Here is a 20,698-nt window from a genome sequence, read left to right on the forward strand (position 1 = left end):
CAGCGGCGACACAGGACGGGATTGCACAGCCAGGAGGACTTGGCTAACCTGGACACATGTCCAGCTCAGCGGTGGCTCGCGTCACCCGTCTGCGCGATCCTCACGCCCAGCGCACGCTCACGTGCCGACGGGTGTTCGGTGCGGCCGCGGCAATGCTCGACGAGTCCGCGGGACCCGACGTGTCCGTGCCCGCGCTCGCGCAGCGCGCCCGCATCGCGCCATCCGCGTTGCGAACGCACTTCCCGTCCCTCGACGCGATGTTCGCCGAGCTGTATCTCGCCAGGGTCACCGAGCTCCCCCTCGACGTCGATCCGACGGCGAGCCCGCGGGCCAGGGTCAGTGAGCAGCTGCGCGCCGTCACCCTCGTCGTCGCCGATGAACCGCGGCTCGCCGTCGCCTGTACCGGCGCGCTGCTGCGCAACGACGACGCGGCGGTCGCCGAAGCCCGCACGCGCATCGCCGCGGAGGTGCGGCGCCGCATCGCCGCCGCGATGGGCATGGGCGCATGGCCCGAGGTGCTCGAGACCCTCGAGACGCTGTTCTGGGGAGCACTGCTGCAGGTTGAATCCGGTGCGGTCAGCTACCGCGTGATGGCCACCCGCCTCGACACCATGCTGGCCCTCGTCCTTCCCGAGGAGAATTGATGGGACTGCGTGGCGAGGCGGCGATCGTCGGTTACACCGAATTGCCCGCGACGAAGAAGCCGACGGGACCGCTCGAATTCACCATCGAGCAGTGGGCCCGGCTGGCGGCCGCCGCACTCGACGACGCGGGACTCAGCGCGTCGGACGTCGACGGCATCTGTACCGGGCACCTGCAGGAGTCGCAGATCTTCGTCCCCTCGACGATCATCGAATACCTCGGTATCCGAGCGAATTTCGCCGAGATCGTCGACCTCGGCGGAGCAAGTGCCGCCGCCATGGTGTGGCGCGCAGCGGCTGCCGTCGAACTCGGGCTGTGCCGGGCCGTGCTCTGCGTCATCCCCGCGACGCCGCTGACCCCGATGTCGGCGGCCAAGCCGCTCGACTTCGGCGACATGCTCTACTTCGGCGCCTCGAGCAACCGCTACGGTTCGCCGCAGGCCGAGTTCGAGATCCCCTACGGCAATCTCGGCCAGAACGGTCCCTACGGTCAGGTCGCCACGCTGTACGCGGCGACCTACGGCTACGACGAACGCGCGATGGCCAAGATCAGCGTCGACCAGCGGGTGAACGCCAACCACACTCCGGGCGCCATCTTCAAGGACACTCCGCTCACGGTCGACGACGTGCTCGCCAGCCCGGTCATCGCCGCGCCGCTGCACATGCTCGAGATCGTCATGCCCGTGCTCGGCGGCTCCGCTGTGCTGGTCACCGACGCGGAACTGGCCCGCCGCGGCCGCCACCGGCCGGTGTGGGTCAAGGGCTTCGGCGAACGGGTGCCGTACAAGACCCCCACCTACGCCGAACGACTGCTCGACACGCCGATGATCAAGGCCGCCGAATCCGCCTTCGGCATGGCGGGTTTGAGCCCGTCGGACATGGATGTGGTGTCGATCTACGACTGCTACACCATCACGGTGCTGATGAGCCTGGAGGACGCCGGCTTCTGCCAGAAGGGCAAGGGTCTTCAGTTCATCGCCGAGCACGACATGACGTTCCGTGGCGACTTCCCGATGAACACGGCGGGCGGACAACTGGGATACGGCCAACCCGGCATCGCAGGCGGTATGCATCACGTATGTGACGCCACCCGGCAGATCATGGGCCGGGCGGGTGCCACCCAGGTCGCCGACTGCCACCGCGCGTTCGTGTCGGGCAACGGCGGCATCCTGTCCGAGCAGACCACGCTGGTTCTGGAGGGCGACTGACATGACCGCCATGGCGAAACCCATGGCGAAACCCATGCCGATTCCCACCCCGACGAGCCAACCGTTCTGGGACGCCCTGGCAGAGCACAGGATTCGGATCCAGTACTCGCCGTCATCGAAGCGCTGGATCTTCTACCCTCGGGTGCTCGCGCCGGGCACGCTGGCCGACGACCTGGAATGGCGTGAGATCAGCGGCGCCGGAACGCTGTACACGTTCACCGTCTGCTATCGCGCGGTGTCACCGCATTTCACCGACGACGTCCCCCAGGTTCTCGCCGTTGTGGAGTGGGACGAGGGACCGCGGTTCTCCACCGAGATCGTGAACGCCGCAACAGAGGACCTCCGGGTCGGCATGCGCGTGCGACCGGTGTTCACCGACTACCCCGACGCCGGTGTGACGATGCTGCGCTACGAGCCCGCCTGAGCGACTGCGCGGTGTTCGACATCCAGAGCCTCACGCGCTCTCGGTATACAGCAGGTGCTGCGCCTCGCATGCCGCCGCGAAGCGGTTCCACGCGTCGCGGTCGGGTCGAAAGGGCGAGCTCGCCACAGCACTCGCACGGATGGTCGGCTCGGGCAGTCCTGCATCTGTCAGCAGGCCCGCCATCTTGACAATGGCACCCGCCGGGCTGTCCTCGAAGCTCTGGAAGACTCTCTTGCGCAGCCAATCTCGTACTTCATCGATGCCTGCGCGGAGATCGGTTACCGGCAAGCGCAACGCACCGCCGCAGCGCAGCAGTTGCTCCTCGTAGCGATCGTCCCAGCATTCCGTCCGCCATTCGGGCCATCGCTCGGGCATCAGGTCGAAGATCCCTCTGGCTTCTGAGGTGATCCAGACACCGACTGTCCGATCCGCCACGTCGACGTGCACACCGCTTTCCGGAATCTCGGTCCTGCTCATGCGGGCTACGCCTTTGCCGGGCAGCGTGTCCAGCATCGACGGACCCTGCCACGCGGCGCTGTACCCCCACTGGAGCGGCCACATTCGAAGACGACCGTCCCCATCGACAACTGACACGAGGTGGCACAGGCCGGAACGCGCATTCGCGAGCTCCAACTCCACGCCCGGTCGGCCGAGATCCCAATGCCGTCCAGCACCTAGGTAATCCACCAGTTCGTCGGTTCCGCCGTACGCCCACCCGACCTCGTAGCCGGGCCAAATCAGCGGGAGGAGGCCGAGCATCGCTCTCCGCTCGTTCATCGACGCCGCGAGCTCCTCACCACCGCTCGGTGGGCCACAGCTCGTGAGCTCGGATGTACCGCACCGCGTGCTCCGGTCCGAACGCCAGAGCATCGAGCATGCGGCAGCCCGCCCAATGCGCGTAATGCAGCGTCCAGTCGCCGTTCTCGACGACCACCATGTTGGCCCTGTTGCCCATGCCCGAACTCCTCGCAAATCGATGTTGCGACGAGTCTCGGGGCCCGGTCCGACGAATCAGCCCGAGTACCGCGAGTTGTCCACAGTCGGAGGTTCATTCACAGCTCACGCCTTGGCGAGCTGCTTCTCCGCGTACAGCTGCGCCCACTCCCTGCGCGGCCGGATCGACACGTCCACGTCGGTTGCCTTGGCGCGCAACGCCCCGACGGTCGCCTGCTCCTTCGGCGTCAGCTTGAACGGGTCCCAACCGAAGAAGCGGCAGGAGTTCTCCCAGGTGATCTTGTTGATGTCGGTGTCGTCGGCGCCTGCGGCCAGCAGTTCGGCGTGCACCTGCTCCGGCGCGTCGGGCCAGAAGCAATCCGAGTGCGGGTAGTCGCACTCCCATGCGATGTTGTCGATGCCGATCTCGTGGCGCAGTTTCAGGGACGTCTTGTCGGTGACGTAGCAGGCCAGCGAGTGCTCGCGGAACACGTCGCTGGGTAGCTTGTCGCCGAAGTCGCGGCGCAGCCACTTCTGATTGGTGTAGTGCCGATCGCTGCGATCCAGATAGAACGGGATCCAACCGATTCCACCTTCGGAGAACGCGAACTTCAGGTCCGGGTACTTGCGCATGGCCGGGCCCCAGAGCAGGTCCTGCGCACACATCGCCGACACCTGGGTGGCCAGGATGATGAGGTTGTCGATCGGGGCGTTGGGCGCCATGCTGATCGCGCCGAAGCCGGTGCCGATGTGCAGACACATCACCACGTTCTCGTCCGAGAGCGTCTGGAACACCGGGCCCCAGTACTCGTCGTCGTGGTAGCTCGGCAGCCCCTCGAGGTGCGGCAGCTCCGGCATGGTGACCGCGCGGCAGCCCTTCGCGGCGACGCGGCGGATCTCCTTGCACATCGCCTCGGGATTCCAGGTCGGCAGGACTGCGATCGAGATGAAGCGGTCCGGGTAGCTGCCCGCCCACTCGTCGATGTGCCAGTCGTTGTAGGCCGACACCATCACGAGCGTGACCTCTTCGCGGTGCATGTTGAGGTGTCGCGCGGAGAAGCCGGTGAAGGTCGGGAAGTTCATCGACGCGAGGATGCCGTTGCGGTTCATGTCGCGCACCCGCTCGTGGACGTCGTACACGCCGGGTCGCATCTCGGCGAAACCCGCCGGGTCGCGCCCCCATTCCTCTGCGGGCCACGACACCACGGCGTTGAGTCCACTGACACCCTGCGGCCTGCCCTGATACATCCACTGATCGACGCCCTTGTCGTCCGTCACGACGATCGGCGCCTCCGCCTTGTACTTCGCGGGTACGTGGTTGAGGAACATGTCGGGCGGCTCGACCACGTGGTCGTCGATGCTCACCAGGATCAGGTCGTCGGTCTGCATATCCCAGTAGTACCGTCAGATCCCGTGACCGGCTCTGCGACTTCGGACAGACTTTTGCCCCAATCGGCCAACCTGGCCAGGCGGGTCATCGAACTGCGCCGCGGTGGCCGCGCCCTCGGCGGCAGCTACCTCTACGAAGGCGAAGCGCTCATCACGGGCTGGCACTCGCACGAGGTCCATCAGATCGAGTACGCCGTGCACGGTGTCGTCGAGGTGGAGACCGACACCGCGCACTACCTGCTCCCCCCGCAGCAGGCTGCGTGGATCCCCGCCGGCCTCGAGCATCAGGCCGTGATGAACCCCGACGTGAAGACCGTCGCGGTGATGTTCGATCCGACGCTCATCCCGCAGGCCGACGGGCGCGCCCGCATCATCGCGGTGTCGCCGCTCATTCGCGAGATGATGCTGTACGCGCTGCGGTGGCCCATCGACCGCGCACACGGCGACCGCACGTCCGACGACTTCTTCCGCACGCTGGCCGCGCTGGTATCCGAAGCCCTGGATCACGAAGCGCCGCTGAGCCTTCCGACATCCGATCACCCCATCGTGGCGGCGGCGCTGGCGTACACGAAGGCGCACCTCGACGCCGTGACCACCGACGACGTGGCGCGAGAGGTCGCGGTGTCCGAGCGGACGCTGCGGCGACTCTTCGCCGACACCATCGGAATGCCGTGGCGGACGTATCTCCTCCACGCGCGCATGCTCCGGGCGATGGCGCTGCTCGCCGCACCCGAGCAGTCCGTGCAGGAGACGTCCAGCTCGGTCGGCTTCGACAGCCTCAGTTCGTTCAGTCGTGCGTTCACTCAGTTCTGCGGCGAGACACCGAGCGCCTATCGCAAACGGGTGGCCGACGAACGAGTTCGACCTAGTGCCGCAACAGCCCTTCGCGTAGGAGCGCGTCCGTAGCGGCCTGCCATCGTGCGAGCTGACCGGGGCTCGTCAACGGCTCAGGCAGGTGCCGGTCGAGGTGTGTTCGCAGACTGATGGCGCCGAGGGCGAGCACCAGGCCGTTGATCGCCGCCCAGGTGATGTCGACGTCGGAGCGCACCTCGCCCATCTCGACGCGGTGATGCCACCGCGCCGTTCCCAGCGCGAGCAGGGTGTCGAAGACGGTGGCGCCGAACGGACTTCCGTCGACCAGCACGCGTCCGAGATAGCGGGCCACGTCCGGTTGCGCCGCGATCAGCGCGTTGATCCTGCCGCCGATCTCGGAGATCGAATCGCCGGGCCCGTCGGACAGCGGCTGCGACATCGACGCGATCACCAGACTCAGGACGTAGTCGTCAACGGCCTTGATGAGCCCGGCCTTCGTCGTGAAGTGGTGTTGCACCAACCCGAGGGACACGCCTGCCGCGGCGGCGACGCCGCGCATCGTCGTGGCGGCCGACCCCTGCTCCGCGAAGCTCTTCATGGCGGCGGCGCGAATGCGCTCGATGGTCGTGCGCTCGTCGCGGATCGCGTCGGCGGTCACTGTCACGTGGCGATACTAGCAATACAACTGTATCGTCCGGCCGATACACATGTATTGTCGTGGCGTCGCGTGTCGGGAGGAGCGAGGGTGAGTTCGACCGTTATCCAGCTGGACGTGGCGTTCCCGTGTGAACGCGACCCCGATCGGTGGACCACGGCCGCCGACGAGGGCGCCAAGGCACTCTGCCGACGCTGTTCACACCGCTGGCGATGCGCCAGGGACGCGTGCACGACACCCGGTGCCGAGGGCGTCTGGGCGGGCATCCTCATCCCCCAGGGGGGCCGCGGCCGGCAGTTCGCCCTGCGCCAACTGCGGTCGCTGGCCGAACGGCACGCGAACTAGCCGCGTCCCGATTTCCTCGGCATCGCGCTTAAGGTCGAGCGCATGCCGCACCGGATCGACCGCATCCACGACCTGGTGTCGGCGGCTGCGGCCGCGGTACCGGACCGCCTGGCTCTGGTCAGCCCGGACGGCACCTCGACGACGTTCGCTCAGCTCGATCGTGACGTGCGCTCAGTAGCCGGCTGGGTTTCGCAGGTGACGGACCGCGGCGGTCGGGTTGCGGTCATCGCCGACAACGGTGCCGACTACGCCCGGCTGTACTACGGCGTGCCCGCGGCCGGTCGCGTTCTCGTGCTCGTCAATCAGCGGCTCAGCGTCGACGAGCAGGTCGCACAACTCGCAGCGACACGGCCCGCGGTCGTGCTCGGCGACCAGCGCTATCTCGACCCGCTCCGCCACGCCGGGCCGACCGTCGCGTTCACCGACGCCGAATGGTCACGCGCGCTGGAGCACCGGCCCGATCGTCCAGACGTATCCGCTGAAGATCCCGCGTGGTGGTTGTTCACCAGCGGCTCGACCGGCGCACCGAAACCCGTTGTCCACACTCACCGTTCGATCTCCACCGCGGTTCGGGGCACGGTGTCGGGCCGATCGGTGCGCTCCGGTGGCGTGTACCTGCTCCCGTTTCCGATGTGCCACATCGCGGGCTACAACATGCTCGTCCAGCACGCCGCGTTCTCGACGGTGCTACCCGTGCCGGCGTTTCGCCCCGAGTCGTTCGTCGAGGCCGTGAACACCCATGGAGTGACCTCGTGCTCGCTCGCGCCGACGATGCTGCACAGCCTGCTCGAGTATCTCGCCGGCACCGACGTCCGCCTGCCGACGCTGCGCGAGATCGCCTACGGCTCGGCGGCGATACCCGCCGATCTGTTGCGTCGAGCGATCGAGCGGCTGAACGTCGACTTCCACCAGGGCTACGGGATGACCGAAGCCGGCGGAAACGTCACGTTCCTCGGCCCCGACGAGCACCGCGCAGGTGCGGCGGGTGACGCCGCAGCGCTGCGGAGCGCGGGGCGACCGCACGCCGAGGTGGACGTGCGGTTCGCAGCTGACTCCGGTGAGATCCAGCTCCGGGGAGCGCAATTCGCTCCCGCGCTGGTCGAGTCGGATGGGTGGTTCCGCACCGGCGACGTCGGACGGCTCGACGACTCGGGCCGGCTCGTCGTCACCGACCGACTGAAGGACGTCATCATCACCGGCGGAGAGAACGTGTCGTCGCGCGAGGTCGAGGACGTGCTGTCGACGCATCCGGACGTCGATGCCGTGGCGGTGGTGGGTGTGCCGGACGACTACTGGGGTGAGGCGATATGCGCCGTCGTGGTGCAGCGGTCCGGCAGCGCGCCCTCGATCGACGAGCTGATCGCCCATTCGCGTGCCCACCTCGCGGGCTTCAAGCGACCGCGGCGCGTGCTGTTCGTCGATGCGCTGCCGGTGACGACGAACGGCAAGGTGTCGAAGGCGGCGGTGCGCGAGTTCGCGCGACGATCAGAGGCGGGCGGACGGTGACGAGGCCTGCAATGTGGCGTTCGGGGACCGTCCGTAGGCCAGGCGATATGAAATCGCGAAACGTCTGACGCTGCCGAACCCCCACCGCCTGGAGACGTCGGCGACCGTCGTCGTGGCCGGGTCCGCAGCAGCGAGATCGTGGTGTGCGTGGTCGAGCCGGACGCGGCGCACGTACTGCGTCGGCGAGCAGCCGTGGTGATGGACGAACATCATGTCCAGCACCTGAGGTGTCAGGTTCGCGGCGGCCGCGATATCGGCGGGCGTGATGTCGGTGTGGGCGTTCTCGTCGATGAAGGTGGTGGCGCGCCGGACGAGCACCTCGGTGCTCCGCGGGAGCCGGGTCGGCACGTCCGCATCCGGCGCGTCGACGGGGAATGCCGAGATCACCGCCGACGCGAGGTAGTTGGTCAAGGCGCCCGCCAGCAGAGGCTCCGCGGGGGCGTGCGCGTTCGCCATCACCCCGTGCCGAACGTAGTCGAGGGCGTCCACGATCAGCTGATTCGCCGATGCGGAGAGAGGTTGGGACGAGCCGAGTTCGACCGGGCGATCCGATCGCCCGCTGACGTCGTTCAGCCACTGCCTGTCGATGACGAAGAGGTCGTAGACCGCCGAATGGACCCTGCCCCGGAACGGTGTGTTCGCGACGGCGCCGAAAGCGGCGGCCGATCCCGGTCCGTACACCGCCGGATCGCCGGAGCCGGTGCGTTCCTCGATGACACCCGATCTCACCCGACACAGCAGGATGTGCTCCGGCGGTTGCATCGAGTACTCCATCGAATAGGTGTACTCGGCGTCGTCGAGGGTCAACTTGCCGATCTCGTTGCGCCAGATGCGCGTCCTCGTCGGCAATCCGTCGGGGACGACGCCGATGTTGATCCGGCCGAAGTTCTCGCTCAACGCGGCTTCGGCCTCACCGATGTCGTCGGTGTCGACCAGGAACGATCCGATCGTCGACATTCGCCCTCTCCTTCCCTGCGCAGACGCCGGCACCGCGCTGCGCTGTAAAAGGTGCGGTCGACCACCACGATAGGCGCAAAACCGACGAAACGTCGGATATTGATTAGTTTGCTGTCATCAAGATCGACGGTACGGCGGCGACGTGATTACGTGGGAGTCGGCTGCCAATCGCGGCTCCCTCGCCCGGCCACGCGGCGCCCATGGCTACCCTCGAACCACATTCATCGTCGAAATGGGGTTACCGCAGTGACGCAGAGAGCAGAGTTCGCCGTGTGGTGGCTGGTCGGCGTCGTAGCCGTACTCGGCCTGATCTATGCGGGCGTGATGGGCTGGGCTGTGCTGCACACCGTGAACTGGGACCTGCTGTTCGGTAACACCGACTGGAACCCCGGCAATCTGACCACCGCGCCGCCGGCACCGCCCGCACCTCAGATCCCCGAGCTCCCCGGTGGCGGCGGCCTGCCGGTGCCAGCGCCCGCGCCACCCGCGCCACCGCGCTGATCGCACAACCGCGACGAATTCGCGGATCAAGGTCAATAATGACTTCGTTCCGCGGCTGTCCGGCTGCGCACGGAGGGGAGCTGGCCCTTGAAGGTGAGCAAGTGGGGTATCGCCGGCGTCGCGGCGGTGGCGGTCCTCGGCACGGTGTTCGGGTTGTCCGCGTGCACGACGGCACGGGTGACCGCGGGCCAGACCGCCATCATCGTCGACAACTACGTTCTGATCCCCACCGACCCGGCGATCATCGAGTGTCTGCAGGAGGAGACGTCGGAGATCTACGGCAGCGTCGACGTCTACCGCTATCCGGCGCGTCAGATCTCCTGGGACGCCACCTTCGACACCGGAGCGGAACGCGAACCGTATGTGGTGGTGTCCAACGCGAAGGCACCCGCCGAACTGCTGGTGCCCGTATCGGTGACGTTCGACCTCACCACCGACTGCGAGAAGCTCAAGTCGTTCCACCGCGAGTTCGGGACGAAGTACCAGGGTTGGCTGAACGAGGACGGTCTGCCCAGTGACGGCTGGATACAACTGCTCAATTACGTTGTCGGACAACCGCTGGAGCAGACGCTCATCCGGGTATCGCAGAAGTACACGTGGCAGCAGATCTGGAATGACGAGGCGATCCGCGTCGAGTTCCAGAACGCCCTGCGGCAGGAGCTGCCGAACGCCAGCAAGGCCCGCACCAACGGGCAGGACTACTTCAGCAACTTCCAGGTGACGGTACTCAAGCCGGAGCCCCGCGACGAGGGTCTCAAGGAGGCCATCATCGCCGAACAGAAGGCGATCGCAGACGGCCGGGCCACCGAGGCGAAGGGCATCGCCGAGGCCAACGCAAAGAAGGCCGCTGCGGAAGCAGAGATCGCCACGGCGCAGGCGCAGACCGAACTGGCCAGGCAGCGGGCGCTGCAGCAGGCGGCTGAGATCTCGGGGTATCCGTCGGTCGAGGACTACTTGCGGTCCAAAGCCATTGACGCGGGCCAGAATCCCTACCAACCCACCTACGTGGTGCCGCAGGGCGGCTGATCATCTGACCCGCGGTCTCCTGCCACGTCGTCGCCCCGCACCGAGTGTGTCGCAGGGCGATCTTGACTGCGTCTCGCTAGGCTTTGCTAAGTGAGGAGCACCCCGGCAATTCTCATCGCGCTCTCGATCGCGGTGGCGGGGTGCAGCGACGAGCCGGACGAGGCGACCAAGCCACCGGTGCCGCCGCCGATCACGTCGATCCGGTCGGCGACGGCCTCTCCCCTGACACCCACGGAAACCGCGGGAGGCGTCACACCGCAGCCGCAGCAGGCGGTCGCCGCGTGGCGGGCCGCCCACAGCGACGTCTTCTCCGATCTGACGGCCTCGATGGGGGGCATCGTCGATGCGATCGAATCCCAGAACCTGGGCACCCTCCAGGAGGCGTGCGCGGTGTTGGACCGCGACGCCGATCCGCTGCGCGCGGCACTTCCGAGCCCCGACCCCGGGGTGACCGGGGCGCTGCAGGCCATGGTGGACGACGTCGAATCGGCGGTGAGACTTTGCGGTGATTTCACCCTCGCGGGAGCCAGCACAGCCGACGTGGAGCGGTTCACGTCGTTGATGGCCGACGCGCAGAAGCAGTTCGACACGGCCAACCGGCTGATGGACGCGCAACGCTAGGCGACGGAAACGCCTCGGGCAACACCGTTTTCGCCGTCCCGCTAGGTGAGGCCCTGTGCCCGGAGGTCGTCGAGCATTGCGGTGACCGCGGCGATGATCTCGGCGTCCGGACTGTGGAAGCGACGTCCGATCCGCGCGAGCGCGCCGTCGATGCGCTGAAGGATCGCGCGGTAGGCATCGCCGGCGGCAACCGCGTAGCCGGTGGCGATCTCCACCTGTGGCGGGTCGAGGAAGCGCGAGGGCAGATTGGCCAGTTCCGTTGTGAGATCCCTGGCCTGCTGCTGCACCCTCAGCGCGAGGCTTCGGGTGAATTCGAGATCGGGCGCGAACCGAGTGTCCGCGTCCTCGTCCAGACCCACCTCGAGCACGTAGTCGATCTGGTACAGCGCGTCGATGGTGATCTCGACGGTGCCGATCCGATTGCGCAGTTCCCGCGGCGGGATGGGGATCGTCAGCAGTTGCTTGGCCACCTCGCCCCGCGCCCAGCGCTCCATGTTCGCGGAATGGGCCCTCCAGTTGGCGATCTCGGCCGTTGCGGCTTCCCGCGCGGCGGCGATCTCGGCGTCTGCGGCTTCCCGCGCGGCGGCGACGACACCGCTCGCCTTCCCCTGTGCCGCAGCCACTTCGGCTGCGGCATCGGAGCGCACCTTCTCGAGCTCGAGCTGAATCCGCTGGACGGTCTCCTCCCCCGCCGCCCGCTCGGTCGCCCGCTCCGTGCTGCGCTGGTCGGCTCGTTCCTCGGCAGCCCGGACCTTCTCCTCGGCCGCCGCCACGTCGGCCGCTGCGGCGGCGCGCACCCGCGCGATCTCGGCCTGCAACTGCTGCACGGCCTTCTCCCCGGCCGCCCGCTCGGTCGCCCGTTCCGTGCTGCGCTGGTCGGCTCGTTCCTCGGCAGCCCGAGCCCGCTCGTCGGCCGCCGCCACGTCGGCCGCTGCGGCGGCGCGGATCCGTGCGATCTCGGCCTTCGCCTGCGCGGCCTCGGCCTCGGCGGCGCGGGCACGCTCATCAGCCGCCGTCGCCGCAGCCGCGGACTCAGCGGCTTCACCGCGTGCAAGCGAGGCCGCCGATTCGGCGTCCAGCCTGCCCTGGTGTGCGTCGCGGGCCCGGTCTTCGGCCGCATGACGCAGATGGTCGGCCTCCACGAGTTGCATCGCCAGCGACCGGTGGGGCACGGGAGGGTCGTTGCGTTCGCGGTGCTCGACGAGTTCGCGCTCACTCATCTCGGCCATCGCGACCGATTCGGCGCGCGGTTGGATGCCCAGCCGCTCGGCGGCCGCGACGGCGTCCTTCGCGGCGCGTCGCGTCAGCGTCGCCCACGTCTCGACGTCGAGGTCCTCGATGTGCTGCCGGGTGGTGGTCATCGGGGTTTTCCATCGTCGGGCGCGTCCGCCGTGGGAACGCCCGCGAGTCCGGCGACGGGGCCGCCCTGCTGCGCCAGCACGAGCAGCAGTTGCTCCTGATACACCGCGATCGCCTTGGCGAGCGTGTCGTCGCCGAGCGCCTCGGCGTCACGGAGCAGGCCGCGCAGGAGTTCCAGGGCCACGGCAGGGCCGAGACCCAGAGTGGCGCCCTCACTCACCGCGGGCTCTACACCGGCCTTGTCGACCACCCACTGCCACCGCTCCCACGCCAGCGCCTTCGCTGTGTCGTCTCGACCCAGTTGTCGACCGCGTTCCTCCTGCTCACGATGCAGGTCGAACCGCTGCCGGGCTCGTCGCGATGCGTAGAGCACCGCACCCGCGGCGATGATCGCGGCCAGCAACGCCGCGATCCCGGCGAAGCCGGGCGAGACGAGGAACTCCCGTGCCGGCAGGTCTTCCAGCACACCCGCTCGAAGAACGACATCCACCCGGCCAGTCTCGCACTCCGGCATCCCCCGAGATGGCGGCAAAAACGAGGCCGAGCTACGGTCCGCGGCGATTGGCACTCGGACTCGCTCGAACGCGGGTAGAACACTACTCATGAACAAGCGTCGCATCGCCGGGCTCACATTCGTCGCGCTGGCCGCAGCGGTAGCTGTTGCCCCACCGGCGGCTGCCACCGATCAGGACGACTTCCTGCGTCCGCTACTCACCCGATTCCCGTTCCTGACGAGCGAACAGCTGCTGACGGAAGCAGACAGGGTGTGCAGCATGCTCCGCGCGGGAAGTCCCACATCGGCCGTGTCGAACATGGTGTCCGACGACCTCGACGTGACCCCGTCCGTAGCCATCGACGTCACGATCGCGTCAGCTCGATACCTGGACTGCTGACCGGACTAACCGCATGGGGAGATTTTCGGGGATTCTGACTCTGCCGCTAGCGGTGGCGTTGACGTTGGCCGCGCCAGCCGCTGCCGAACCGAACGTCTACGGCCTCCTGACGCCCGACGAGAACCACGAAATCCAGGCGAACGGTTGGAGGGTGTGCGTCGCTCTCGACGAAGCCGCCGAACAGCATCCGCCGGTCGGCACCGACGATGCGCTCGCAGTGATCAACGGGTTGCGGGACCAGGGCTGGGATCTGGAGTCCGCCGGCGACATCACCTGGGAGTCGGTGGAGGGTGGTTGTCCGGAGTACCTGGATCAGGTGAAGCGTGCGATGCGCACGTTCGGGCCGATGAGCTAGTCGTTGGCGACGTCGCGATCTGCGTGTTCTAAGTGGAGCTAAGGGGATTCGAACCCCTGACCCCCACACTGCCAGTGTGGTGCGCTACCAACTGCGCCATAGCCCCTAAATGTCGTGCCCGGCTACGCTACACCACCCGCAACGGCCGCTCAAAACCGCTGGTCACGACGCCTCTCCGCACGCCTCCGGACCCAGTGGTCGGGCGGCGGTGTGCGCGGTTTCCATCTTCGGCCGGGTCTCCTGCGCGAACAGCCAGGCGACAGCGGCGCTGAGCAGGATTGCTCCGCTCACCGCGAAGGCGGCGCCATAGGACAGGTGCTCGGCGATCTGCCCGACGGCCAGCGAGCCGAGAATCGCACCGAAGTCCGACATCATCTGGAACGTCGCGACCGCGGTGCCGCCGCGGGCATTGCTGCCCACGATGTCGGCCACTGCGGCCTGCTGTGGCGAGATGAAGATGCCCGTCGCGGCGCCCGTGATCAACGCCGCGACGAGGAACAGCGGCAGCGACGACGTGAAGCCGACGAGCACCGTGGCCGCGGCTGCGACCGGCAGCCCGATCAGCAGCGGGATCCGCCTGCCGACACGATCGGAGAGGTAACCGCTGGGAATGACGACCGCCACGTTGCCGACGGCGAACGTCGCCAGCGCGAGGCCGGCCCAGCCGGGGCCGCGGTCGAGCACCTCCACGATGAACAGCGGGACCAGCGAGATGCGAAGCCCGAAGGCCGACCAGCCCGTGGCGAAGTTCGACAGAAGCGCCGCCCGGTACGCGCGATTGCGCAGCGCCGTGCCCACCGAGATCGCCTGCTCCGCCGCGATGTCGGGGGTGGCCAGCGCCGAGTGCCGCAGGCTGATGAAAATCACCGTCGCGGCGACGAGCAACGCGACGCCGTAGATGATGAACGGCATCGCGAGCCCCAGACCGACGGTGAGCGCTCCGAGCACGGGGCCGCTCACCGATCCGACGAGGAAGGCCGACGTGAACAGACCCGACACGCGGCCACGCGCATCGGGGGGCGAGATCCGGATCATCAGCCCGAACGACGACACCGAGAACATCGCGGAACCGAGACCGCCGAGCGACCGGAACACCAGGAGCTGCCAATAAGTCTCGGCGAACGCGCACGCGGCCGTTGAGAGCGCGACGATCAGCAGGCCGCTGATGTAGATCCGGCGCTCTCCGAACCTCTGGATCAGCAGACCCGCGGGCGGTGCGCCCACCAACCGCATGATCGCGAACGCCGTGACGACGAACGTCGCCGCCGCGATGCTGACCCCGAAGTTGCGCGCGTACTGCGGCAGCACCGGCGCCACCACGCCGTAGCCGATGGCGATGACCGCGTTGGCACTGACCAGCACCCAGACCTCGGTGGGCAGCTTCGGTTTGGGGTTATCGGAGGCGTCGGTCAGACAGTCGGCCTCCGCATCAGAACTCACTCATCGGACTTTAAGCGATCACCGCGTTGACCACTTCCTTGGCCGCCTCCTGCACCTGCGCGAGGTGCTCGGGACCCTGGAACGACTCGGCGTAGATCTTGTAGACGTCCTCGGTGCCCGACGGCCGCGCTGCGAACCAGGCGTTCTCGGTGGTGACCTTGAGCCCGCCCAGCGGCGCCCCGTTGCCGGGAGCGGTCGTCAGCTTGGCGGTGATCGACTCCCCCGCCAGTTCGGTGGCGCTCACCTGGTCCGCCGACAGCTTCGCCAGCCGCGCCTTCTGCTCGCGGTTGGCCGGTGCGTCGATCCTGGCGTAGGTCGGGGCACCGTACTTGTCGGCGAGCTCGGCGTACCGCTGTGATGGCGTCGACCCGGTTTTCGCCAGGATCTCCGATGCCAGCAGCGCGAGGATGATGCCGTCCTTGTCCGTCGTCCACACCGATCCGTCGGTGCGCAGGAACGACGCTCCCGCGCTCTCTTCGCCACCGAAACCGATTGTGCCGCCGATCAACCCGTCGACGAACCACTTGAAGCCGACGGGCACCTCGACCAGCTTGCGACCCAGCCCCGCCACGACGCGGTCGATGATCGAACTGCTCACCGCCGTCTTCCCTACGGCCGTCGAGCCCGGCCAGTCGGGGCGGTTGGAGTAGAGGTAGTCGATGGCCACGGCAAGGTAGTGGTTGGGGTTCATCAACCCGCCGTCGGGAGTGACGACGCCGTGCCGATCGGAGTCGGCGTCGTTGCCCGTCGCGATCTGGTAGTCGCCGATCTTGTGAATCAACGACGCCATCGCGTTCGGCGAACTGCAGTCCATCCTGATCTTGCCGTCGGTGTCGAGCGTCATGAACCGCCAGGTGGCGTCCACCAGCGGATTGACCACGGTCAGATCCAGTTGATGCGTCTCGGCGATCGCCGCCCAGTAGTCGACGCTGGCACCGCCGAGCGGGTCGGCGCCGATCCGCACGCCCTCGGCCCGGATCGCGTGGATGTCGACGACGTTCGGCAGGTCCTCGACGTAGGCGCTCATGTAGTCGTGCCGTTCGGCGACGGTGAGCGCCCGCGCAAGCGGGATGCGCTTCACGTCGGCGAGTCCGCCGCGCAGGATCTCGTTGGCGCGCTTGGCGATCACCCCGGTGGCGTCGGTGTCGGCGGGACCGCCGTTGGGCGGGTTGTACTTGAAGCCGCCGTCGCGCGGTGGGTTGTGCGACGGGGTGACGACGATTCCGTCTGCCAGATCGCTGTCGCGCCCCCTGTTGAACTTCAGGATCGCGTGGCTCACCGCGGGGGTCGGCGTGTACCGGTCGGCACCGTCGATCATCGCGACGACGTCGTTGGCGGCGAGCACCTCGAGCGCCGATGCCCACGCGGGTTCGGACAGCGCGTGCGTGTCGCGGCCGATGAACAGCGGCCCGGTGGTGCCCTGCGCCTTGCGGTACTCGGCGATCGCCTGCGTGGTGGCCAGGATGTGCGCCTCGTTGAACGCCGCGTCGAGGCTCGAGCCGCGGTGCCCCGACGTGCCGAAGGCCACCTGCTGGTCCACGTTGTCGGGATCGGGCGCGACGGTGTAATACGCCGTCACCACCTGCGCCACGTCGATCAGGTCATCGGGTTCCGCCGGTTGCCCGGCGCGAGGATTGGCAGCCATGCCAACCGATTCTGCTCTCTCGTGGCGTGCCGCACCGCCGCGTCGCCGAGAATTCAGCTGAGCGACCACATTCCGGCGAGCCCGGCGGCACACGCAGCAACCGACAGCACGAGCGAGCCGAGCGCGTTGAGCAATGCGAAGCCGCGCCTGCCCAGTTGGACCAGTCGAACGGTTTCGAAGCTCGCGGTGCTGAAGGTCGTGTAACCGCCGCAGAATCCGGTGCCCACGATCGTCTGCCACGCGCTCGGTTGACCGTGGAACAGCACCAGGCCGGCGAGGACGCCGAGCAGCAGCGAACCGGTCACGTTGATGACGACGGTCGCCAGCGGAAACGACGACGTCCAGCGCTGCTTGATCGACGAGTCGAGCACGAAGCGGGTCACCGCCCCGAACGCTCCGGCGACCAGGGTGAGAACGACGATCACGCGGGTGCCCCGCTCTTGCGCAGGCTGGACGCGACCACGATGCCGAGCCACGCGGTGACGATGCCGGCGACGACGCTGACGACTCCGTAGCTCACCGCGGTTCCCACGTGCCCGTTCCTACCGAGCAACGACGCCTCCAGCGCGAGCGTGCTGTAGGTGGTGAACGCCCCGCACCCGCCGGTGCCCGCGCACAGGCGGGCCCGCAGGCGCCATCCGGCGTCGTCGCCCAGGCGCGCCAGACCCTCCAGCAGCGCGCCGAGGATGAACGCGCCACCGAGGTTGATCAGGAACGTCCCCCACGGCCACGCCGCGCCGTCGTGGGGAATCGCGAGTTCGACCCAGTACCGCAGTGCCGTGCCGACGACGCCGCCGGCGAACACCCAGGCCAGCGACGACGGCCGCAGGTGCAGCGGTCGGCCGGGGACGTCGGGATCGACCGGCAGTTCGAGGTGCGGATCGTCGGCCACGGCCGGACTCTACCGCCGCCCGGCGCGCGCTGTAGGTAAGCCTAGCCTTGGCTAAGCTGTCGGTGTACCGTCGCACGCCGTGACTGAATCAACACCGGAAGCGGTCCACACCGCGCTGTCAGAGATCCTGCGCGACGACATGAACGTCGACATCAGTCGCGTCACCCCCGATTCCCGACTGATCGACGACGTCGGCCTGGACTCGGTCGCGTTCGCGGTCGGCATGGTCGCCATCGAGGATCGACTCGGTGTGGCACTGACGGAGGAGGACCTCCTGAGCTGTGACACCGTCGGCGAACTGGAAGCGGCCATTCTGGCGAAGGTGCCTGCCGCGCAGTCGAACTCGTGAATCAGCTCGCCGCGGCGCTCTCGGCCGCGATGACCGCCGCGACGACGAGTCTGCACGTACTCGACACGGAATCCGGCGAGTGGTCGCACCATCCGTGGCAGGAGGTGCACGCACGGGCGGAGAACATCGCCGAACGCGTCGGCGACTCCGGTGCCCGAGCCGTCGGCCTCGTCGGCGACCCGACCGTCGAGTTCCTCGCCGCCATCCCCGGCACCTTCTTCGCCGGTGCGGCGCTGTCGATCCTGCCCGGCCCGGTTCGCGGCGCCGACCCGGAGCACTGGGCCGACGCCACGATCGCGCGGTTCCGCAGCATCGGGGTGAGCACGGTCTTCAGCCACGGCGAGTTGCTGCAGAAACTCCGCGGACGCGACGACGCCGTCACGGTGCTCGACGTCACCGCGTTCGGGCACAGCGGGCGGTCGACGACGTTCGCCGCACATGGCGTCGGCGACAGCGACAATCCAGTGATCCTGCAGGGCACCGCCGGATCCACCGGCACGCCTCGCACCGCCCGGATCTCGCCCGAGGCGTCGCTGGCCAATCTCCGCGGCCTCGTCGCGCGCGTCAACGTCGACAGCCGGGTGCGGGCCCAGAGTTGGCTGCCGATCTACCACGACATGGGACTGGCCTTCCTGCTGACGACGCTGTTGGGAGGCGCCGAGGTCTGGCAGGCGCCGACACCCGCATTCGCCGCGTCCCCCTTCAGTTGGCTGAAGTGGCTCACGGAGAGCCGGGCCACGATGACCGCCGCACCGAACATGGCCTACAACATCATCGGCAAGTACGCCGGGATCGTCGGTGACGACGTCGACCTGAGCACCATCGGCTTCGCCCTCAACGGCGGCGAGCCCGTCGACTGCGTGGGCACCGCGCGCTTCGCCACCGAGATGGCCCGGTTCGGTTTCGACCCGACCGCACTGGCCCCGTCGTACGGTCTAGCCGAATCCACTTGCGCGGTAACGGTTCCCGAGCCGTTCACCGGACTGCGAGTCGACGAGCTGGAGATCGCGACGGGCGATCACCGCGTCCTTCGGCAGTACGCGATCCTCGGTGCGGCCATCCCCGGCATGGAGATCCGCCTGAACACCGAGGCCCGCCACGACACCGACGTCACCGGCCGCGACGTCGGCGAGGTCGAGGTGCGGGGCACCTCCCTGATGACCGGCTACGTCGGCGAATCCGACATCGATCCGCGCGCCTGGCTGCCCACCGGCGACATCGGATACCTCGTCGACGGGGAACTCGTCGTGTGCGGCAGGGCGAAGGAGCTCATCACCGTCGCCGGGCGAAACGTCTTCCCCGCCGAGATCGAGCGCATCGCAGCGCAGGTCGACGGGGTGCGCGAAGGTGGCGTCGTCGCAGTCGGCACCGGCGAATCGTCGGCGCGGCCCGGTCTGGTGATCGCCGCCGAGTTCAAGGGCTCCGACGAACCCGCCGCACGCAGCGAGCTCGTCACACGGATCGCCTCGGAGTGCGGCGTGGTCCCCGCCGACGTCGTGTTCATGACACCCGGCTCGCTGCCGCGAACGTCGTCGGGCAAGTTGCGCCGCCTCGAGGTCAAACGCAATCTGGAGGGGGCCGGCCGATGACGGACGCCACGTCACTCGAGGACTACCGCGACCTGCTCGACGGCGTCTTCGACGATCGCGTGATGGCGTGGACCGAGAAAGCCGAAGAGGCCGAGCAGTTTCCCCGCGAGCTGATCGAATACCTCGGTGAGTCGGGCGTTTTCGCGGCGAAGTGGCCACCCGGCCAGCAGCAGTCGGACGTCGCGAAGGTCATCGAGCTGGCCCGCAGGCTGGGCCGGTTGGGCTCGGCGGGTATCGGGGTCGGTGTGGGTCTGCACGATTCGGCGATCGCCATCCTGCGCCGGTTCGGCAAGTCGGACTACCTGAGGGACATCGCCGAGCAGGCGATCCGCGGCGATGCGGTGCTGTGCATCGGCGCCTCGGAGCAGTCGGGCGGCTCCGACCTGCAGATCGTGGGCACCGAGGTGCGCACCGTCGCCGACGGCCTGCACGTCACGGGCATAAAGAAGTTCGTCTCCCTGTCCCCCATCGCCGATCACGTGATGGCGGTGGCGCGCAGCGTCGACCACGATCCGACGAGCAAGCACGGCAGCGTGGTCGTCGTCGCCGTTCCGCTGGCGCAGTGCGAGATCCAGACGCCGTACCGCAAGGTCGGCGCCGGCCCGTTGGACACCGCCGCCGTGCACATCGACACCGTCGTCCCCGCCGACGCCCTGGTGGCCCGCGCCGGTATCGGCCTCGCGGCGATCTCATGGGGCTTGGCGCAGGAACGCATGTCGGTGGCGGGCCTGGTGTCGACGTCGGCTCAGCGCGTCCTCGGGATCACGTTGGCGCGCATGATGACCCGACGCCAGTTCGGGCACTCGCTCTACGAGCATCAGGCGCTGCGGCTACGCGTCGCCGACCTGCAGGCGCGGGTCGACATGCTCCGTTACGCACTGGACGGCATCGCCGCGGCCGGGAAGCTGGACCTGCGCGCCGCCGCCGCCATGAAGGTCACCGCCGCCCGCCTCGGCGAAGAGGTGATGAACGAGTGCATGCACATCTTCGGCGGCTCGGGTTACCTCGTCGACGAGACGCCGCTCGGAAAGTGGTGGCGTGACATGAAACTCGCGCGAGTCGGCGGCGGCACCGACGAGGTGCTCTGGGAGCTCGTCGCCGCCGCGATGAAGCCCGACTACGACGGCTACGCCGAGTTCGATCAGGAGCCCTAGGCA

25 protein-coding genes and 1 tRNA gene are annotated in these 20,698 nt (G+C 68.1%); 14 read left to right on the forward strand and 12 right to left on the reverse strand.

Translation table 11 applies throughout. From position 1 onward, the window contains the following. The first annotated feature begins 56 nt into the window (after window positions 1-56). The 3 genes from NM203_RS20065 to NM203_RS20075 are packed head-to-tail and all read left to right on the forward strand — an operon-like array spanning window position 57 to window position 2,273. Window positions 57-644 carry a TetR/AcrR family transcriptional regulator gene (locus NM203_RS20065; RefSeq protein WP_255062045.1) on the forward strand — a complete coding sequence of 196 codons (588 nt, stop codon included), beginning with the start codon at window positions 57-59 and terminating at the stop codon, window positions 642-644. Further along, entirely contained in the window at window positions 644-1,849 is a 1,206-nt protein-coding gene (locus tag NM203_RS20070; protein WP_255062046.1) for a thiolase family protein, read from the forward strand. Before NM203_RS20065 ends, NM203_RS20070 begins: the two co-directional genes overlap by 1 nt. Before the next feature lies 1 nt (window position 1,850). Beyond that, window positions 1,851-2,273: a Zn-ribbon domain-containing OB-fold protein gene (locus NM203_RS20075; protein WP_255062048.1), complete on the forward strand. Its 423-nt coding sequence runs from the start codon at window positions 1,851-1,853 to the stop codon at window positions 2,271-2,273. Between the two features lie 30 nt (window positions 2,274-2,303). Here the strand turns inward: NM203_RS20075 and NM203_RS20080 are convergent, their stop codons facing one another. The 3 genes from NM203_RS20080 to NM203_RS20090 form a co-directional block, all read right to left on the reverse strand. Continuing rightward, the gene (locus NM203_RS20080; protein WP_255062053.1) at window positions 2,304-3,050 is read right to left on the reverse strand and encodes a hypothetical protein; all 747 of its coding nucleotides are present in this window, start codon (window positions 3,048-3,050) and stop codon (window positions 2,304-2,306) included. Between the two features lie 16 nt (window positions 3,051-3,066). Next, window positions 3,067-3,228 (reverse strand): hypothetical protein, encoded by a 162-nt coding sequence (locus tag NM203_RS20085; protein WP_255062054.1) that lies wholly within the window; start codon window positions 3,226-3,228, stop codon window positions 3,067-3,069. A 104-nt stretch (window positions 3,229-3,332) separates the two neighbouring features. Next, the gene (locus NM203_RS20090) at window positions 3,333-4,595 is read right to left on the reverse strand and encodes an amidohydrolase family protein (RefSeq protein ID WP_255062056.1); all 1,263 of its coding nucleotides are present in this window, start codon (window positions 4,593-4,595) and stop codon (window positions 3,333-3,335) included. A 24-nt stretch (window positions 4,596-4,619) separates the two neighbouring features. On the opposite strand from NM203_RS20090, the gene NM203_RS20095 reads away from it, so the two are divergent. Beyond that, window positions 4,620-5,501 carry an AraC family transcriptional regulator gene (locus tag NM203_RS20095; protein WP_255062057.1) on the forward strand — a complete coding sequence of 294 codons (882 nt, stop codon included), beginning with the start codon at window positions 4,620-4,622 and terminating at the stop codon, window positions 5,499-5,501. On the opposite strand, the gene NM203_RS20100 is transcribed toward NM203_RS20095, so the two are convergent. Further along, window positions 5,461-6,072: a TetR/AcrR family transcriptional regulator gene (locus NM203_RS20100; protein ID WP_255062058.1), complete on the reverse strand. Its 612-nt coding sequence runs from the start codon at window positions 6,070-6,072 to the stop codon at window positions 5,461-5,463. The two genes, NM203_RS20095 and NM203_RS20100, sit on opposite strands and share 41 nt — an antisense overlap. A gap of 81 nt (window positions 6,073-6,153) precedes the next feature. On the opposite strand from NM203_RS20100, the gene NM203_RS20105 reads away from it, so the two are divergent. Both NM203_RS20105 and NM203_RS20110 read left to right on the forward strand, forming a co-directional pair. Then, complete coding sequence (locus NM203_RS20105) at window positions 6,154-6,408, forward strand: WhiB family transcriptional regulator (RefSeq protein ID WP_308212841.1); 255 nt, start codon at window positions 6,154-6,156, stop codon at window positions 6,406-6,408. A 42-nt stretch (window positions 6,409-6,450) separates the two neighbouring features. Beyond that, entirely contained in the window at window positions 6,451-7,914 is a 1,464-nt protein-coding gene (locus tag NM203_RS20110; RefSeq protein ID WP_255062060.1) for an AMP-binding protein, read from the forward strand. On the opposite strand, the gene NM203_RS20115 is transcribed toward NM203_RS20110, so the two are convergent. Further along, a complete protein-coding gene (locus tag NM203_RS20115) occupies window positions 7,894-8,871 on the reverse strand; it encodes an AraC family transcriptional regulator (protein ID WP_255062061.1) in 978 nt (325 codons plus the stop codon). The genes NM203_RS20110 and NM203_RS20115 overlap by 21 nt on opposite strands. Window positions 8,872-9,117: 246 nt before the next feature. On the opposite strand from NM203_RS20115, the gene NM203_RS20120 reads away from it, so the two are divergent. The 3 genes from NM203_RS20120 to NM203_RS20130 all read left to right on the forward strand — a co-directional run bounded on the left by NM203_RS20120 (window position 9,118) and on the right by NM203_RS20130 (window position 11,019). After that, on the forward strand, window positions 9,118-9,372 hold the full coding sequence (locus NM203_RS20120; RefSeq protein WP_255062063.1) for a hypothetical protein: 255 nt from the start codon (window positions 9,118-9,120) through the stop codon (window positions 9,370-9,372). Between the two features lie 93 nt (window positions 9,373-9,465). After that, complete coding sequence (locus NM203_RS20125) at window positions 9,466-10,398, forward strand: membrane protease subunit, stomatin/prohibitin (protein WP_255062290.1); 933 nt, start codon at window positions 9,466-9,468, stop codon at window positions 10,396-10,398. Window positions 10,399-10,488: 90 nt separating this feature from the next. Further along, on the forward strand, window positions 10,489-11,019 hold the full coding sequence (locus tag NM203_RS20130) for a hypothetical protein (protein WP_255062064.1): 531 nt from the start codon (window positions 10,489-10,491) through the stop codon (window positions 11,017-11,019). Between the two features lie 41 nt (window positions 11,020-11,060). On the opposite strand, the gene NM203_RS20135 is transcribed toward NM203_RS20130, so the two are convergent. Both NM203_RS20135 and NM203_RS20140 read right to left on the reverse strand, forming a co-directional pair. Next, entirely contained in the window at window positions 11,061-12,380 is a 1,320-nt protein-coding gene (locus NM203_RS20135; RefSeq protein ID WP_255062066.1) for a hypothetical protein, read from the reverse strand. Next, a complete protein-coding gene (locus NM203_RS20140; RefSeq protein ID WP_255062067.1) occupies window positions 12,377-12,868 on the reverse strand; it encodes a hypothetical protein in 492 nt (163 codons plus the stop codon). Before NM203_RS20140 ends, NM203_RS20135 begins: the two co-directional genes overlap by 4 nt. Before the next feature lie 112 nt (window positions 12,869-12,980). Here NM203_RS20140 and NM203_RS20145 point away from each other — a divergent pair, with 112 nt between their 5' ends. Further along, window positions 12,981-13,271, forward strand: a complete 291-nt coding sequence (locus tag NM203_RS20145) for a DUF732 domain-containing protein (RefSeq protein ID WP_255062068.1) — start codon at window positions 12,981-12,983, stop codon at window positions 13,269-13,271. Between the two features lie 13 nt (window positions 13,272-13,284). After that, complete coding sequence (locus tag NM203_RS20150) at window positions 13,285-13,626, forward strand: hypothetical protein (RefSeq protein WP_255062069.1); 342 nt, start codon at window positions 13,285-13,287, stop codon at window positions 13,624-13,626. A gap of 33 nt (window positions 13,627-13,659) precedes the next feature. Here NM203_RS20150 and NM203_RS20155 read toward each other — a convergent pair. From NM203_RS20155 to NM203_RS20175, 5 genes are all read right to left on the reverse strand, one after another. After that, window positions 13,660-13,732 (reverse strand) — tRNA-Ala (locus tag NM203_RS20155). 56 nt (window positions 13,733-13,788) lie between these two features. Continuing rightward, complete coding sequence (locus NM203_RS20160) at window positions 13,789-15,066, reverse strand: MFS transporter (RefSeq protein ID WP_255062070.1); 1,278 nt, start codon at window positions 15,064-15,066, stop codon at window positions 13,789-13,791. Window positions 15,067-15,076: 10 nt separating this feature from the next. After that, complete coding sequence (gene pgm, locus NM203_RS20165) at window positions 15,077-16,711, reverse strand: phosphoglucomutase (alpha-D-glucose-1,6-bisphosphate-dependent) (protein WP_255062071.1); 1,635 nt, start codon at window positions 16,709-16,711, stop codon at window positions 15,077-15,079. 53 nt (window positions 16,712-16,764) lie between these two features. Then, the gene (gene crcB, locus NM203_RS20170; RefSeq protein ID WP_255062072.1) at window positions 16,765-17,136 is read right to left on the reverse strand and encodes a fluoride efflux transporter CrcB; all 372 of its coding nucleotides are present in this window, start codon (window positions 17,134-17,136) and stop codon (window positions 16,765-16,767) included. Beyond that, window positions 17,133-17,603: a fluoride efflux transporter FluC gene (locus NM203_RS20175; protein WP_255062073.1), complete on the reverse strand. Its 471-nt coding sequence runs from the start codon at window positions 17,601-17,603 to the stop codon at window positions 17,133-17,135. The genes crcB and NM203_RS20175 overlap by 4 nt, the downstream gene beginning before the upstream one ends. Before the next feature lie 79 nt (window positions 17,604-17,682). On the opposite strand from NM203_RS20175, the gene NM203_RS20180 reads away from it, so the two are divergent. The 3 genes from NM203_RS20180 to mbtN are packed head-to-tail and all read left to right on the forward strand — an operon-like array spanning window position 17,683 to window position 20,695. Further along, window positions 17,683-17,952, forward strand: a complete 270-nt coding sequence (locus tag NM203_RS20180) for a mycobactin biosynthesis acyl carrier protein MbtL (RefSeq protein ID WP_255062074.1) — start codon at window positions 17,683-17,685, stop codon at window positions 17,950-17,952. Beyond that, a complete protein-coding gene (gene mbtM, locus NM203_RS20185) occupies window positions 17,949-19,541 on the forward strand; it encodes a long-chain-fatty acid--ACP ligase MbtM (RefSeq protein ID WP_255062075.1) in 1,593 nt (530 codons plus the stop codon). Before NM203_RS20180 ends, mbtM begins: the two co-directional genes overlap by 4 nt. Next, on the forward strand, window positions 19,538-20,695 hold the full coding sequence (mbtN, locus tag NM203_RS20190; RefSeq protein WP_255062076.1) for a mycobactin biosynthesis acyl-ACP dehydrogenase MbtN: 1,158 nt from the start codon (window positions 19,538-19,540) through the stop codon (window positions 20,693-20,695). Before mbtM ends, mbtN begins: the two co-directional genes overlap by 4 nt. Window positions 20,696-20,698: the final 3 nt, after the last annotated feature.

The organism is Mycolicibacterium arenosum (assembly GCF_024320865.1).
Classification (GTDB): domain Bacteria; phylum Actinomycetota; class Actinomycetes; order Mycobacteriales; family Mycobacteriaceae; genus Mycobacterium; species Mycobacterium arenosum.

Excerpts from the sequence above, each read along its gene's own strand:
- NM203_RS20110 (WP_255062060.1), top strand. The coding sequence starts at position 6,451 with ATGCCGCACCGGATCGACCGCATCCACGACCTGGTGTCGGCGGCTGCG.
- NM203_RS20145 (WP_255062068.1), top strand. The coding sequence starts at position 12,981 with ATGAACAAGCGTCGCATCGCCGGGCTCACATTCGTCGCGCTGGCCGCA.
- NM203_RS20150 (WP_255062069.1), top strand. The coding sequence starts at position 13,285 with ATGGGGAGATTTTCGGGGATTCTGACTCTGCCGCTAGCGGTGGCGTTG.
- NM203_RS20090 (WP_255062056.1), bottom strand. The coding sequence starts at position 4,595 with ATGCAGACCGACGACCTGATCCTGGTGAGCATCGACGACCACGTGGTC.
- NM203_RS20065 (WP_255062045.1), top strand. The coding sequence starts at position 57 with ATGTCCAGCTCAGCGGTGGCTCGCGTCACCCGTCTGCGCGATCCTCAC.
- NM203_RS20085 (WP_255062054.1), bottom strand. The coding sequence starts at position 3,228 with ATGGGCAACAGGGCCAACATGGTGGTCGTCGAGAACGGCGACTGGACG.
- NM203_RS20070 (WP_255062046.1), top strand. The coding sequence starts at position 644 with ATGGGACTGCGTGGCGAGGCGGCGATCGTCGGTTACACCGAATTGCCC.
- pgm (WP_255062071.1), bottom strand. The coding sequence starts at position 16,711 with ATGGCTGCCAATCCTCGCGCCGGGCAACCGGCGGAACCCGATGACCTG.
- NM203_RS20080 (WP_255062053.1), bottom strand. The coding sequence starts at position 3,050 with ATGAACGAGCGGAGAGCGATGCTCGGCCTCCTCCCGCTGATTTGGCCC.
- NM203_RS20115 (WP_255062061.1), bottom strand. The coding sequence starts at position 8,871 with ATGTCGACGATCGGATCGTTCCTGGTCGACACCGACGACATCGGTGAG.
- mbtN (WP_255062076.1), top strand. The coding sequence starts at position 19,538 with ATGACGGACGCCACGTCACTCGAGGACTACCGCGACCTGCTCGACGGC.
- NM203_RS20135 (WP_255062066.1), bottom strand. The coding sequence starts at position 12,380 with ATGACCACCACCCGGCAGCACATCGAGGACCTCGACGTCGAGACGTGG.
- NM203_RS20075 (WP_255062048.1), top strand. The coding sequence starts at position 1,851 with ATGACCGCCATGGCGAAACCCATGGCGAAACCCATGCCGATTCCCACC.